Source organism: Nocardioides deserti (assembly GCF_014266025.1).
In the GTDB taxonomy this organism is placed as follows: domain Bacteria; phylum Actinomycetota; class Actinomycetes; order Propionibacteriales; family Nocardioidaceae; genus Nocardioides; species Nocardioides deserti.
On sequence record NZ_JACMYC010000005.1, the window covers coordinates 80053 to 93262 of the forward strand.

Annotated in this window: 15 protein-coding genes; 2 read left to right on the plus strand and 13 right to left on the minus strand. The window is 71.6% G+C overall.

Annotated elements, in window-relative coordinates:
- The 3 genes from H7344_RS10405 to H7344_RS10415 form a co-directional block, all read right to left on the minus strand.
- Positions 1–966, minus strand: a complete 966-nt coding sequence (locus H7344_RS10405; RefSeq protein ID WP_186345975.1) for an FAD-dependent oxidoreductase — start codon at positions 964–966, stop codon at positions 1–3.
- Between the two features lie 68 nt (positions 967–1034).
- A complete protein-coding gene (locus H7344_RS10410) occupies positions 1035–1559 on the minus strand; it encodes a ferritin (protein WP_186345976.1) in 525 nt (174 codons plus the stop codon).
- Positions 1559–1822: a hypothetical protein gene (locus tag H7344_RS10415; protein WP_222130580.1), complete on the minus strand. Its 264-nt coding sequence runs from the start codon at positions 1820–1822 to the stop codon at positions 1559–1561. Before H7344_RS10415 ends, H7344_RS10410 begins: the two co-directional genes overlap by 1 nt.
- 25 nt (positions 1823–1847) lie before the next feature.
- Between H7344_RS10415 and H7344_RS10420 the strand changes: the two genes are divergently transcribed.
- Entirely contained in the window at positions 1848–2738 is an 891-nt protein-coding gene (locus H7344_RS10420) for a DUF72 domain-containing protein (protein ID WP_229707136.1), read from the plus strand.
- A gap of 109 nt (positions 2739–2847) precedes the next feature.
- Here H7344_RS10420 and H7344_RS10425 read toward each other — a convergent pair whose 3' ends face one another.
- The 3 genes from H7344_RS10425 to H7344_RS10435 all read right to left on the minus strand — a co-directional run bounded on the left by H7344_RS10425 (position 2848) and on the right by H7344_RS10435 (position 6014).
- The gene (locus H7344_RS10425) at positions 2848–4866 is read right to left on the minus strand and encodes a protein meaA (RefSeq protein WP_186345977.1); all 2019 of its coding nucleotides are present in this window, start codon (positions 4864–4866) and stop codon (positions 2848–2850) included.
- Positions 4867–4960: 94 nt separating this feature from the next.
- Positions 4961–5266: an STAS domain-containing protein gene (locus H7344_RS10430; RefSeq protein ID WP_186345978.1), complete on the minus strand. Its 306-nt coding sequence runs from the start codon at positions 5264–5266 to the stop codon at positions 4961–4963.
- Between the two features lie 142 nt (positions 5267–5408).
- Positions 5409–6014, minus strand: a complete 606-nt coding sequence (locus H7344_RS10435; protein WP_186345979.1) for a hypothetical protein — start codon at positions 6012–6014, stop codon at positions 5409–5411.
- A gap of 43 nt (positions 6015–6057) precedes the next feature.
- On the opposite strand from H7344_RS10435, the gene H7344_RS10440 reads away from it, so the two are divergent.
- Positions 6058–6642, plus strand: a complete 585-nt coding sequence (locus H7344_RS10440; protein ID WP_186345980.1) for a cob(I)yrinic acid a,c-diamide adenosyltransferase — start codon at positions 6058–6060, stop codon at positions 6640–6642.
- Here the strand turns inward: H7344_RS10440 and H7344_RS10445 are convergent.
- The 7 genes from H7344_RS10445 to atpA all read right to left on the minus strand — a co-directional run bounded on the left by H7344_RS10445 (position 6639) and on the right by atpA (position 13164).
- Positions 6639–6938 carry a SelT/SelW/SelH family protein gene (locus tag H7344_RS10445; protein WP_186345981.1) on the minus strand — a complete coding sequence of 100 codons (300 nt, stop codon included), beginning with the start codon at positions 6936–6938 and terminating at the stop codon, positions 6639–6641. The genes H7344_RS10440 and H7344_RS10445 overlap by 4 nt on opposite strands.
- On the minus strand, positions 6935–8137 hold the full coding sequence (locus H7344_RS10450; RefSeq protein ID WP_186345982.1) for an MFS transporter: 1203 nt from the start codon (positions 8135–8137) through the stop codon (positions 6935–6937). The genes H7344_RS10445 and H7344_RS10450 overlap by 4 nt, the downstream gene beginning before the upstream one ends.
- A complete protein-coding gene (locus H7344_RS10455; RefSeq protein ID WP_186345983.1) occupies positions 8130–8573 on the minus strand; it encodes a DUF2550 domain-containing protein in 444 nt (147 codons plus the stop codon). The genes H7344_RS10450 and H7344_RS10455 overlap by 8 nt, the downstream gene beginning before the upstream one ends.
- Positions 8574–8715: 142 nt before the next feature.
- The gene (locus H7344_RS10460) at positions 8716–9108 is read right to left on the minus strand and encodes a F0F1 ATP synthase subunit epsilon (protein ID WP_186345984.1); all 393 of its coding nucleotides are present in this window, start codon (positions 9106–9108) and stop codon (positions 8716–8718) included.
- Positions 9109–9118: 10 nt separating this feature from the next.
- Complete coding sequence (gene atpD, locus H7344_RS10465) at positions 9119–10576, minus strand: F0F1 ATP synthase subunit beta (RefSeq protein ID WP_186345985.1); 1458 nt, start codon at positions 10574–10576, stop codon at positions 9119–9121.
- Positions 10577–10593: 17 nt separating this feature from the next.
- Positions 10594–11523, minus strand: coding sequence for a F0F1 ATP synthase subunit gamma (locus H7344_RS10470; RefSeq protein ID WP_186345986.1), 930 nt, complete (start codon positions 11521–11523; stop codon positions 10594–10596).
- Positions 11524–11526: 3 nt separating this feature from the next.
- Positions 11527–13164: a F0F1 ATP synthase subunit alpha gene (atpA, locus tag H7344_RS10475; protein WP_166191144.1), complete on the minus strand. Its 1638-nt coding sequence runs from the start codon at positions 13162–13164 to the stop codon at positions 11527–11529.
- Positions 13165–13210: the final 46 nt, after the last annotated feature.

Sequence of the window (13210 nt, forward strand, 5' to 3'; positions counted from 1 at the left end):
CTAGGGCTTCGCGGCCCCACCGGCGGACGAAGTACCGACAAGACGCACCACCTCGTCCGCGCAGCCCCAGCTCAACGTCACGCCCGCTCCGCCGTGGCCGTAGCAGTGCACGACCCTGTCGACGCGCTCGACCCGCACCGCGGGCCGGGCCGGACGCAGGCCGACCCGGTGCCGCAGCACCCGGGCGCCGGTCAGCGCCGGCACCAGCCGCGTCGCGCGCTCGAGGATGTCGGCCGCCGCTGCCGGGGACGGGGTCCGGCTCCAGTCGCCCTCCTCGTCGGTGCCGCCGACGACGATGTCGGCGGTGCGCGGGACGACGTACGTCGGCGGGCGGGCTCCGCCGTCCCCGCTGTCTCCACTGCCTCCGCCGTCCAGCCACCACCGGTCCAGGCCGACCTGCTCGAGGTGGAGCACCTGCCCGCGCACCGGCACCACCGACAGGTCGGCCGCCAGCAGCCGGGCGCCGATGCCCGCGCAGTCGACGACGACGTCGCCACCGGGCGGCATGTCGCGCAGGTTCAGCCGGGTGAGCGTGCCGCCGAGCGACTCCACCCGGGTGGTCAGCCACCGCAGGTACGTCGGCATCTCGACCACCGGCGTCGTGAAGGTCCAGCCGGTGGCCCAGCCGGCCGGGACCTGGTCGGTCCGCTCCAGGCCGGGCACGGCGGGCAGCCACCAGGGGTCGGGCTGGGCGGTTGCGTGCACCTCGGTGCCGGGCAGCATCCGCACCCCGGTCCCGTCCTGCTCGGCGAGCCGGGCGAGGGCGTCGTACGTCGTGCGCGACCAGGCGGTCACGCGGTCCTGCGGCAGGGCCCGGTAGGGGTACCAGATCGCGGCCGCGACCGCCGAGGTCGTCTCCAGCGGCAGGTCGCGCGCGACCACGTCGACCCGGTGGCCCGCCTCGAGCAGGCGGACCGCGCAGCTCAGCCCGCTGACGCCCGCCCCGACCACGATGACCCGTGCCACGGGGCACAGTGTGGCAGGGCGCCGACCGGACCGCCGGCGATCAGGCTCCCACGATCACGCTGCGCGGATCAGGCGCCGGCGATGCGCGGGGCGGTCGGGTCGGTCTCGCCGCCGCCCTGCTCGCGGGCGACGTAGTCCTCGATGTCGTCGATGTCGTCGGCGTTGCGCTTCACCACGGCGAGCAGGTCGCTCATCGTGGCGACCTCCTCCACCTGCTCCTTGATGAACCACTGGAGGAACTGCTCGGAGGCGAAGTCGTGCTCCTCGCGCGCCGTGCGCAGCAGCGACCCGATCTGCTCGGTGACCCGCTTCTCCTGCTCCAGCGCCAACGCGACGGGAGCCACCACGCCGTCGAAGCCGGAGACCGGCGCGTCGACCCCGGGGACGACCGCGTCGGCGTCGGTGTCGAGGAGGTACTGCACCATCATCATCGCGTGGTCGCGCTCCTCGAGCGCCTGGGCGTAGAAGAACGCGGCCATCTGCGGCATCGTCAGCGCGTCGTAGTGCACCGCGATCGCGAGGTACTGGTTGTGGGCGGCCAGCTCGTGGCCGATCTGGGCGTTGAGCTGCTCGACGAAGCGGGGGGCGACCATCAGGCGACCCTACTCAGGTCCTTCTTGGTGACCTTGCCCCCGTCGACCCGGACCAGCTTGCGCTTCTTGACGGTGTAGCCCTCGGGCAGCGTGCCCTCCTTGAGCATGCGCAGCGGGCAGCGGCCGCACTTGGTCTTGGACTCGCAGCACTCGCGCTTGGGGAGCTTGCGCGGCTTCTCGCGGATCGCGGCGGCGTCGGCGCCGGTCCCGGCCTTCTTGGCCTTGACCTTCGCCTTGTCCTTCTTGCCCTCGGACTTGCCCACGTCAGGGACTGTAGCAGCGACTTAGGTGAGCCTTCCCTTTTTCCCGGTCACGTCCCGCGGTGTGGTCACCGGCCACCGCGGGCACCGCTCCCGCATGGGACGGATCCGGGTCGGCATCTCGGGGTGGACCTACCGCGGCTGGCGCGGCGACTTCTACCCGACCGGGCTGGTGCAGCGCCGCGAGCTCGCGTACGCCGCCGAGCGGATGACCTCGATCGAGGTCAACGGCTCCTTCTACTCCCTCCAGCGCCCCACGTCGTACGCCGCGTGGCGGGACCAGACCCCGGACGACTTCGTCTTCGCGGTCAAGGGCGGCCGCTACATCACGCACCTCAAGCGGCTGCGCGACGTGGACGCCGCGCTGGCCAACTTCTTCGCCTCCGGCGTCCTCGCGCTGGGCCCGAAGCTCGGCCCTTTCCTCTGGCAGCTGCCCGAGCGGCTCACCTTCGACGCGGGGCTCGTCGACGACTTCTTCTCCCGCCTGCCGCGCACGACGACCGAGGCCGCGGCGCTGGCGGCCGGGCACGACGAGAAGGTGCCCGAGGACCGCGCGCTCACCGTGACCGACGCCGACCGGCCACTGCGGCACGCGCTGGAGTTCCGCAGCGAGACGTGGTGCACCGACGAGGCCTTCGACCTGATGCGCCGGCACGGCGTCGCCTGCGTCGTCGCCGACACCGCCCGCCGCTTCCCCATGCCCGAGCAGGTCACGGCCGACCACGTCTACGTCCGGCTGCACGGCGACACCGAGCTGTACGCCAGCGGCTACTCCCCCGCCGCCCTCGACCGCTGGGCCGCGAAGTGCCGGGCCTGGGCCGAGCACGGCGACGTCTTCGTCTACTTCGACAACGACGCCAAGGGCTACGCCCCCCACGACGCCCTGTCCCTCCTCGACCGCCTCACCCCCGCTGGTTGAGCCACCAAGGCGTGCCCAGCCCGCCCCGGTCGGGGTAGTAACGGTCAGAAACGTCCGTCGAGGACACCGTGACGGACGTTCTCGACCGTTACTACCCCCGCTCCTCGGCTCAGTCGAGCCCGTTGGCCTTGCGGATGACGTCGACGATGCCGCCCATGATCTCGGTGAGGCCGAAGTCCTTGGGGGTGTAGACGGCGGCGACGCCGGCCTCGACGAGCCGGCGGCCGTCGGACTCGGGGATGATGCCGCCGACGATGACCGGGACGTCGGACATGCCGGCCTCGCGGAGCCCGTCGAGCACCGCGGGGACGAGCTCCATGTGCGAGCCGGACAGGATCGAGAGGCCCACGCAGTGGACGTCCTCGGCGACGGCGGCCGACACGATCTGCTGGGGCGTGAGGCGGATGCCCTGGTAGATCACCTCGAAGCCGGCGTCGCGGGCCCGCACGGCGACCTGCTCGGCGCCGTTGCTGTGGCCGTCGAGGCCGGGCTTGCCGACGAGCAGACGCAGCCGGCCGCCGAGCTCCTCGCCCGTCGCCCGGACGCGCTCGCGCACGGCGGAGAGCTCGGCACCGGCCTGCCCGGCGGAGGCCGCGACGACCGCACCGGAGACGCCGGTGGGCGCACGGAACTCGCCGAACACCTCGCGCAGCGTGCCGGCCCACTCGCCGGTCGTCGCGCCGGCGCGGGCGGCGGCCAGCGTGGGCAGCATGAGGTTCTGGTCGGTCTTGGCGGCCTCGGCGAGGGCGGCCAGCGCGCGGGCGACCTCGTCCTCGTCGCGCTCGGCCTTCCACGCCTCGACCGAGGCGACGGCGGAGGCCTCGGCCTGCGGGTCGGCGGTCATGATCGCGCCGTCGAGGTCGGCGGTCAGCGGGGACGGCTCGGTGGTCTCGAACTTGTTGACCCCGACGATGATCTCGTCGCCGGCCTCGATGCGGGCGCGGCGGGCGGCGTGGGCGGAGACCAGCTCCTGCTTCATGTAGCCCGACTCCACCGCGGCGATCGCGCCGCCCATGGCCTGGACCCGGTCGATCTCGGCCTTGGCGCCCGCGACCAGCTCGGCGACCTTGGCCTCGACCACCGTCGAGCCGGCGAAGATGTCGTCGTACTCCAGCAGGTCGGACTCGAAGGCCAGCACCTGCTGGAGCCGGAGCGACCACTGCTGGTCCCACGGGCGGGGCAGGCCGAGCGCCTCGTTCCACGCCGGCAGCTGGATCGCGCGGGCGCGGGCGTCCTTGGACAGGGTGACGCCGAGCATCTCGAGCACGATCCGCTGGACGTTGTTCTCCGGCTGCGCCTCGGTGAGACCGAGCGAGTTGACCTGCACGCCGTAGCGGAACCGGCGCATCTTCGGGTCCTGGACGCCGTAGCGCTCACGGGTGATCTCGTCCCACAGCTCGACGAAGGCGCGCATCTTGCACATCTCCTCGACGAACCGCACGCCGGCGTTGACGAAGAACGAGATCCGGCCGACGACCTTCTCGAAGTCGTCCTCGGAGACCTGGCCCGAGGCCTTGACCTGGTCGAGCACCGCGATCGCGGTGCACAGCGCGTACGCCAGCTCCTGCGTCGGCGTCGCGCCGGCCTCCTGCAGGTGGTAGCTGCAGATGTTGATCGGGTTCCACTTCGGGATCTGGTGGACCGTGTAGGCGATCATGTCGGCGATCAGCCGCAGGGAGTGCTCGGGCGGGAACACGTAGGTCCCGCGCGAGAGGTACTCCTTGATGATGTCGTTCTGGGTGGTGCCGGCCAGCAGCGCGGCGACCTCCTCCGGCGTCGCCCTCCCCTCGGGCACGCCCGCCTGCTCCTCGGCGACGACCTGGTACATCGCCAGCAGCCACATGGCCGTGGCGTTGATGGTCATCGAGGTGTTCATCTCCGTCAGCGGGATGGAGTCGAACAGCTTCCGCATCTCGCCCAGGTGCGGCACCGGCACGCCGACCTTGCCGACCTCGCCGCGGGCCATCACGGAGTCGGGGTCGTAGCCGGTCTGCGTCGGCAGGTCGAAGGCGACCGAGAGCCCGGTCTGCCCCTTCGCGAGGTTCGAGCGGTAGAGCGCGTTGGACGCCTCGGCGGTCGAGTGGCCGGCGTACGTCCGCATCACCCAGGGGCGATCCTTCTCGGTCATGGACCGAAGGGTAGGCCGCGCGATACCGGTTGGTAACCGGCCGGACGTGTGGGATGGCCGACACGCCGGACGCCGCGCCGTCGGGGCACTGGCCTCAGGCTCCGACGACCTCGCGCTCGAGCTCCACCACGGCGCGCAGCCGGGACAGGTGGAGCATCCGCCGCACGGACGGCCCGCACCCGCGGAGCATGAGGTGGTGGCCGTCGCGGGTCGCGACCAGCGTGGCCACCGCGAGCAGCTTCAGCGCGGTGAGGTCGACGGCGCCGACCTCGGTGAGGTCGAGCACCACCTCGTCGTGCCCCGCGAGGTGGTCATAGATCGCGTCGCGCGCCTCCGGCGTGCTGCGCACGTCGAAGTCACCGCTCAGCACGAGCGTGGGCCCGTCGGCCACGATGTCCATTCCGCCTCTTCTCCCGACCCCCGGACCGCCTGAGAACGCCCGGGAAGCGTGCGCTGCGTCACTCTTCTACCCATAGTGACGCCGGGACGGCCGTTCCGGTTGCCTCCCTAGGGGTGGAATCCGCGTGTCGGTCGTGGCTTCTTCAACCAGTCAGGGCGGGAGCGGGCTGCTCGGGGACGTGCCTCGGGGGGCGGGCGAGCACCAGCGCGGCGGTCCCGAGCCCGAGAAGCACGGTCCCCGCGACGCCGCCCGGGGCGAAGATGTGGTCGGTGTGCACCAGCCAGGCGCCGGGCAGGAGCAGCACTCCCCCGGCCGCCCGGACGCCCTGGCGCCGCAGCTGGTCGGCGAGCAGCACGACCACGGTCGCCAGCAGCGCCCACGAGCCGACCTCGCCGAGCGGGGTGCCGAGGCGGAACAGCAGCCGGACCTCGTCGGGGCGCGGCACCCCCGGCCCGAGCTCCCGCGTCACCCACCCGGCGGCGATGCCGCTCACCACGTCGAGCGCGGTGTAGCAGGTCGCATAGGTGTACGCCGCCAGCCGCACCACCCACGCGACCGGGTCGGTCCGACGCCCCACGACGGCGGCCAGCGCCACCCCGACCAGCGGGAAGACCAGCAGCCCGGGCAGGTGCAGCGTGAACCACCGGTCCGCGGTCGCGTAGGACAGCGAGTGCGGGTGGAAGAGGCCGACCACGCCGAGCGCGAGCCCCGGCAGCGCCAGCACGGCGGCGTACGCCCGTCGGTCCATGCGCCCGACGGTAGCCGCGGACCCGATCGCTAGCCTCGCGGTCATGGTCAACCTGACGCGGATCTACACCCGGACCGGCGACGGCGGCGAGACCCGTCTCGGCGACATGAGCCTCACGACGAAGAACGACCTGCGGCTGCACGCCTATGCCGACGTCGACGAGGCCAACGCCCACCTCGGGCTGGCCGTCGTCCGCGGTGGGCTGGACGAGGACGTCGTCGCGGTGCTCACCCACGTCCAGAACGACCTCTTCGACGTGGGCGCCGACTTCTGCACGCCGGTCGTGCCGGACCCGGAGTACCCGCCGCTGCGCATCGAGCAGGACTACGTCGACCGGCTCGAGGGCTGGTGCGACCACTACAACGAGGAGCTGCCGGCCCTGCGCTCCTTCATCCTCAACGGCGGCACCGAGGGCGCCGCCCACCTGCACGTCGCGCGCACCGTCGTGCGCCGTGCCGAGCGGTCGGCGTGGTCCGCCTTCGAGCAGCACGCCGAGTCGATGAACAAGCTGGCGATCACCTACCTCAACCGCCTCTCCGACCTGCTCTTCATCCTCGCCCGCCACGCGAACCGCCACCAGGGCGACGTGCTGTGGGTGCCGGGCGGGGATCGGGGCCGCGCTGACTAGTCGCCGTCGGGGCCGGCCGGCCGGTCGGCGTGCCCCAGCGACCGGCCGGGAGCGACCAGGTCGCGCACGCGCCGCTTGAGCTCGGTGACCTCGGGGAAGCCGCCGTCGCGCTTGCGGTTCCAGACCGGCTCGCCGTCGACGTCGATGCGGAAGACCCCGCCGGTGGCCGGCGCGAGGGCGACCTCGGCGAGCTCGTCGGCGAACGTGGTGAGCAGCTCCCCCTGGTACCACTGCGCCCGCAGCAGCCAGCGGCACTGCGTGCAGTAGGTGATGACCACGCGGTGCCGGGTCGTCACGCCGGTTCCCGCACGGACGGGGCGCCCGGCACCCGCGGTCGCGCCGCCAGGACGGCGGCGGCGGCCGGCACCATGAGCGCGGCGACGACCAGCAGGGCGTCGAGCGTGCCGACGTGGTCGCCCAGCAGGCCCAGCAGCGGCGGACCGGCGAGGAACGCGCCGTACCCGATGGTCGAGACCACGCTCACCCGAGCCGCCGCGCGCCCCGGGTCGTCGGCCGCGGCGCTCATGCCGACCGGGAAGCCCAGCGAGGAGCCGAGGCCCCACACCAGGATCCCGAGGGCGACCAGCACGACGTGACCGCCGAGGACGGTCAGCAGGATGCCGGCGCAGGCCGCGGCACAGCTGGCCCACAGCGTCGGTGCGCGGCCGAACCGGTCGAGCACGACCGGGCCGAGCAGCCGCCCGCCGGTCATCGCCGTGACGAACAGCGCGAACCCGGCGACGCCGACCCAGTGCTCGACGGCGTACCCGTCGATGAGCGCGAGCGTGAGCCAGTCGTTCGCGGCGCCCTCGGCGACGGCGAACGCCAGCACCATCAGGCCGATCGCCAGCAGCCGCGGCTCGGTCCAGGCCGACCGTGGCCGCTCGGAGTGCTCGACCGCGGGCTCGGGCGGCAGGAACGTCGCCGCGGCCCACCAGACGACCAGCAGCGCGACGACGCAGCCCGCGGCGAGGTGGACGGGCATCGGGAGCGACACGGCGGTCAGCGGGATCCCGATGCCGGCGCCGGCGATCGAGCCGAGGGACCAGCCGGCGTGGAAGCGCGGCATCACCGTGCGGGCCAGGCGCCGCTCGACCTCGGCGCCCTCGACGTTCATCGCGACGTCCCACACGCCGATGCCGATGCCGTAGACGAAGAACGCCCCTGCCGTGGCCGGCACCGACCCGAGCACACCGGCGGCGACGCCGGCTCCCGAGAGGCCGACCGCGCAAGCGACGACGCCGGCGCGCACGACCCGCGCCGCGCCGTACCGCCCGATCAGTCGACCGGTGGCCGGCAGCGCGAGGATCGAGCCGATCGAGATCGCCAGCAGCAGCAGGCCGAGGGCGCCGTTGTCGAGGTCGAGGCGGGCGCGGATGTCCGGCAGCCGCGAGACCAGGCTGGCGAAGAGGAGACCGTTGAGGCCGAAGGTGAGGCCCACGGCGTTGCGGGTGCGCAGCAGCGCGGGGGCAGGAGGGGCGGAGGTGTCAGCCACGGGTCCAGTCGGTGCCAGGGGGGCGGGCCTCGAGCCAGGCCTGGAAGCCGGTCAGCGAGGCGGGGCTCATCGCCAGCTCGACCTCGCCCTCACGGGTCTGGCAGGAGATGACGAGGTGCTCGGGGTAGAGCGACATCTGCTCGGGGGCCTCGGGCTCGCGGCGGCCGTCGTAGGCGAGCCGCTCGCGCTCCCAGGTCCGCTTCGGGCGCGGGGAGAGCGAGAAGATCCGGAACCACTCCAGCGTCTCGCCGGAGTAGCGACCGAGGCCGAGAACCCAACCGCGTCCGGCCCTCTCGGACCGGACGCGGTGGCTGAGCTCGAAGGTGCCCCCGTGACGGGACAGCACCCGGCGGCGCACGATGAGCGCGGCCCCGTAGAGCAGGACGAGCAGGAGCAGCAGACCGGCTGCGTCGAGCAGCCACTGCCACACCGGCATCGGGTCCCCTCTCCCTCGGAAGTGTCGTCACCCTAGCGGGCGGCGACGGGGTGCCCGGTGCCGGGTCGTGCAGCGATCCCGCAGGTGTGGTGCGGGGGTGGAGCAGCGGTGGAACGGGGTCGTGCGGGAGCGGTACGCCGGGTCAGCGCGCGCGCTCGACGGCGCGGATCCGAGCCTCGGCGCGGCGCACGCGGTGCTCGGCCTCGCCCCCGGAGCCGAGGAGCCCGCGGGCCTCCTCGAGCTCGGCGCGAGCCTGGTCGACGTCGACCTCCGAGGCGAGCACGGCCCGCTCGGAGAGGATCGAGACCCGGTCGCCGGCGACCGAGAGGAACCCACCGTCGACCACGGCGATGACGACGTCGCCGTCGGCCTCCGCGATCTCGACGACCGCGTCGGTGAGCAGGGAGAGCATCGGCGCGTGACCGCGCAGCACGCCGACGTCCCCCTCCACCGTGCGGGCGATGACCATGGTGGCCTCGCCGGACCAGACCGTGCGGTCGGCCGCGACGAGGGACACCGTGAGGTTCTCAGCCATCGTCAGTTCCTCAGAGGTTCTTCTGGATGTCGGCCCACTTGGCCTCGACGTCGTCGAGACCGCCGCACATGAAGAACGCCTGCTCGGCCACGTGGTCGTACTCACCGTCGGCGATCTTGTTGAACGCCTCGATCGTGTCGGCCACGGGGACCGTCGAGCCCTCGATGCCGGTGAACTGCTTGGCCACGTAGGTGTTCTGCGACAGGAACCGCTGGATGCGACGGGCCCGGGAGACGATGATCTTGTCCTCCTCGGAGAGCTCGTCGACACCGAGGATCGCGATGATGTCCTGCAGCTCCTTGTTGCGCTGGAGGATCTGCTTGATCCGGATCGCGCAGTCGTAGTGCGCCTGCCCGATGTACTGGGCGTCGAGGATCCGCGAGGTGGAGGTCAGCGGGTCCACGGCCGGGTAGATGCCCAGCGACGCGATCTCGCGGGACAGCTCGGTCGTGGCGTCCAGGTGGGCGAACGTCGTCGCCGGCGCGGGGTCGGTGTAGTCGTCCGCGGGCACGTAGATCGCCTGCATCGAGGTGATCGAGTGACCGCGGGTCGAGGTGATCCGCTCCTGCAGCTGGCCCATCTCGTCGGCGAGGTTGGGCTGGTAGCCCACCGCGGACGGCATGCGGCCGAGGAGGGTGGAGACCTCCGAGCCCGCCTGGGTGAACCGGAAGATGTTGTCGATGAAGAGCAGCACGTCCTGGTTCTGCACGTCGCGGAAGTACTCCGCCATCGTCAGCGCGGACAGCGCGACCCGCAGGCGGGTGCCCGGCGGCTCGTCCATCTGGCCGAAGACGAGGGCGGTCTGCCCGAGGACGCCGGCCTCCTCCATCTCAACGATGAGGTCGTTGCCCTCACGGGTGCGCTCACCGACACCGGCGAACACCGACACACCGCCGTGGTCCTTGGCGACGCGGGCGATCATCTCCTGGATGAGGACGGTCTTGCCGACGCCCGCACCACCGAAGAGGCCGATCTTGCCGCCCTGGACGTAGGGGGTCAGCAGGTCGATGACCTTGATGCCGGTCTCGAACATCTGGGTCTTCGACTCCAGCTGGTCGAACGCCGGCGCCTTGCGGTGGATGCCCCACCGCTCGTTGACCTCGAAGCGCTCGCCCTCCTCGAGGTTGAGCACGTCGCCGGTGGCGTTGAAGACCTTGCCGAGGGTGTCGTTGCCGACCGGCACGGTGATCGGGCCGCCGGTGTCGCGCACCGTCGTGCCGCGGACCAGGCCGTCGGTCGACTTCATCGAGATGGCGCGCACGACGCCGTCACCGATGTGCAGCGCGACCTCGAGGATCAGCGTCCTGGTCTCGCCCTCGAGCTCGATGTCGACCTCGAGCTTGTTGTACATCTCCGGCATCGCGTCCGCCGGGAACTCGACGTCGACGACGGGGCCGGTCACCCGGGCGACGCGGCCGGTATTGCCGGCCGCCGAGCCCTGCTGGGTCTCTTCGAAGGTCGCAGTCATGTCTTCACTCAACTCCGTCATTCCTGGGAAGCGTTCGCGTCGGCGAGTGCGTTGACGCCACCGACGATCTCGCTGATTTCTTGGGTGATACCGGCCTGGCGGGCCTGGTTGGCGATGCGCGTGTACTTCTTGATCAGCTCGTCGGCGTTGTCCGTGGCCGACTTCATCGCCTTCTGGCGCGCGGCCAGCTCGGACGCGGCGGCCTGGAGCAGCGCGAAGAAGACCCGGCTCTGGACGTACTGCGGCAGCAGCCCGTCCAGCACCTCCTCGGCCGACGGCTCGAACTCGTAGAGCGGGAGCACGTCGGAGGGGTCGGGCCGCTCGGCAGTGCCCCCCTCCTCCGCCTCGACGACCTCGAGCGGCAGCAGCCGGACCGCGGTCGGCTCCTGCGTGAGCATCGAGCGGAAGCGGGTGTAGACGAGGTGGACCTCGTCCACGTCGCCCTCCTCGCCCTGCTCCTTGAGGAAGGACTCGATCAGCGCCGCACCGATCTCCGCGGCCACGTCGTAGGACGGCTGGTCGGAGAAACCGGTCCACGCCTGCACGATCGGGCGCTGGCGGAACTTGTAGTACGCCTCACCCTTGCGCCCGGCGATGTAGGTGTCGATCTCCTTGCCCTCGGAGCGGAGCTTCTCGGCGAGCCGCTCCGCCTCCTTGAGCACGCTCGAGGAGTACGCGCCGGCGAGCCCTCGGTCGCTGGTCACGATCAGCACGGCTGCCCGCTTGGGGTTCTCCTCCTCGCGGGTCAGCGGGTGGTCGACGTTCGAGAACGTCGCCACCGCCGACACCGCGCGGGTCAGCTCACGGGCGTACGGCGCTGCCGCCTGCGCCCGCTGCTGCGCCTTGATGATCCGGGACGCAGCGATGAGCTCCATGGCGCGCGTGATCTTCTTCATCGACTCCGTCGACTTGATCCGCGCGCGGTACTCACGCAGCGATACGGCCATGCGTCAGCCCCGCTTCTGCTTGACGATCTGCTCCTGGTCCTCGTCCTCGAGCGCCTCGGCCGGAGCCTCGTGGCCGACCTTGATCGACCCGCCCTCGGAGGTCTCGAACTGGTCGAGGAAGGAGGTGTAGGCGTCCTCGACCGCGGTGGCCGTGTCGTCCTCGAACTTCAGGGACTCACGGATCGCATTGAGGATGCCCTCGTGCGAGCGACGCAGGTAGTCGAGGAACTCGCGCTCGAAGCGCAGGACGTCCTCGACCGGCACGCGGTCGAGGCGACCGGTGGTGCCGAGCCACAGCGAGACCGTCATCTCCTCGACCGGGTAGGGCGAGTAGGCCGGCTGCTTGAGCAGCGCCATCAGGCGCTGGCCGCGGTCGAGCTGCTGGCGCGAGGCCGCGTCGAGGTCAGAGGCGAACATCGCGAACGCCTCCATCGCGCGGAACTGCGCCAGGTCGACCTTGAGCGAGCCGGTGACGGCCTTGAGCGCCTTGGTCATCGCCGCGCCACCGACGCGGGAGACCGAGACGCCGACGTCGATCGCCGGGCGCTGGTTCGCAGCGAACAGGTCCGACTGCAGGAAGATCTGGCCGTCGGTGATCGAGATGACGTTGGTCGGGATGAACGCCGAGACGTCGTTGGCCTTGGTCTCGACCATCGGCAGACCGGTCATCGAGCCCGCACCGAGGTCGTCGGAGAGCTTCGCGCAGCGCTCGAGCAGGCGGCTGTGCAGGTAGAACACGTCACCCGGGTAGGCCTCGCGGCCCGGCGGGCGGCGCAGCAGCAGCGACACGGCGCGGTAGGCCTCGGCCTGCTTGGTCAGGTCGTCGAAGACGATGAGGACGTGCTTGCCGTCGTACATCCAGTGCTGGCCAATGGCCGAGCCGGTGTACGGCGCGAGGTACTTGAAGCCCGCGGAGTCCGACGCCGGCGCGGCGACGATGGTGGTGTACTCCAGCGCGCCGGCCTCCTCGAGGGCGCCACGCACGGAGGCGATGGTCGAGCCCTTCTGGCCGACGGCGACGTAGATGCAGCGGACCTGCTTGCTCGGGTCGCCGGTCTCCCAGTACTGCTTCTGGTTGATGATCGTGTCGATCGCGACCGTGGTCTTGCCGGTGGCGCGGTCGCCGATGATCAGCTGGCGCTGGCCGCGGCCAATGGGCGTCAGGGCGTCGATCGCCTTGATGCCGGTGGCGAGGGGCTCGTGCACCGACTTGCGCTGCATCACCGACGGCGCCTGGAGCTCCAGGGCGCGGCGGCCCGAGGTCTCGATGTCGCCGAGGCCGTCGATCGGCTTGCCCAGCGGGTCCACGACGCGGCCGAGGTAGCCCTCGCCGACGGGGACCGAGAGGACCTCGCCGGTGCGGCGGACCTTCTGGCCCTCCTCGATCTTGTCGAAGTCACCGAGGATGACGACGCCGATCTCGCGGGTGTCGAGGTTCAGGGCCAGGCCCAGGGTGCCGTCCTCGAACTCGAGCAGCTCGTTGGCCATGGCCGACGGCAGGCCCGACACGCGGGCGATGCCGTCACCGGCCTCCGCCACGACGCCGACCTCTTCGCGGCTGGCGGCCTCGGGCTGGTAGTCGGCGACGTACTTCTGCAGCGCGTCGCGGATCTCCTCCGGACGGATGGAGAGCTCCGTCATCTCGGTTCCTTCTCTCTTGTCTCTACAGCTGTGAAGTGAGGGGGTG

Coding starts and splice junctions, on each gene's coding strand:
- H7344_RS10460 (WP_186345984.1), bottom strand. CDS start 9,108: ATGGCTGAGAACCTCACGGTGTCCCTCGTCGCGGCCGACCGCACGGTC.
- atpA (WP_166191144.1), bottom strand. CDS start 13,164: ATGACGGAGCTCTCCATCCGTCCGGAGGAGATCCGCGACGCGCTGCAG.
- H7344_RS10470 (WP_186345986.1), bottom strand. CDS start 11,523: ATGGCCGTATCGCTGCGTGAGTACCGCGCGCGGATCAAGTCGACGGAG.
- H7344_RS10425 (WP_186345977.1), bottom strand. CDS start 4,866: ATGACCGAGAAGGATCGCCCCTGGGTGATGCGGACGTACGCCGGCCAC.
- H7344_RS10410 (WP_186345976.1), bottom strand. CDS start 1,559: ATGGTCGCCCCCCGCTTCGTCGAGCAGCTCAACGCCCAGATCGGCCAC.
- H7344_RS10440 (WP_186345980.1), top strand. CDS start 6,058: ATGGTCAACCTGACGCGGATCTACACCCGGACCGGCGACGGCGGCGAG.
- H7344_RS10430 (WP_186345978.1), bottom strand. CDS start 5,266: ATGGACATCGTGGCCGACGGGCCCACGCTCGTGCTGAGCGGTGACTTC.
- atpD (WP_186345985.1), bottom strand. CDS start 10,576: ATGACTGCGACCTTCGAAGAGACCCAGCAGGGCTCGGCGGCCGGCAAT.
- H7344_RS10435 (WP_186345979.1), bottom strand. CDS start 6,014: ATGGACCGACGGGCGTACGCCGCCGTGCTGGCGCTGCCGGGGCTCGCG.
- H7344_RS10455 (WP_186345983.1), bottom strand. CDS start 8,573: ATGCCGGTGTGGCAGTGGCTGCTCGACGCAGCCGGTCTGCTGCTCCTG.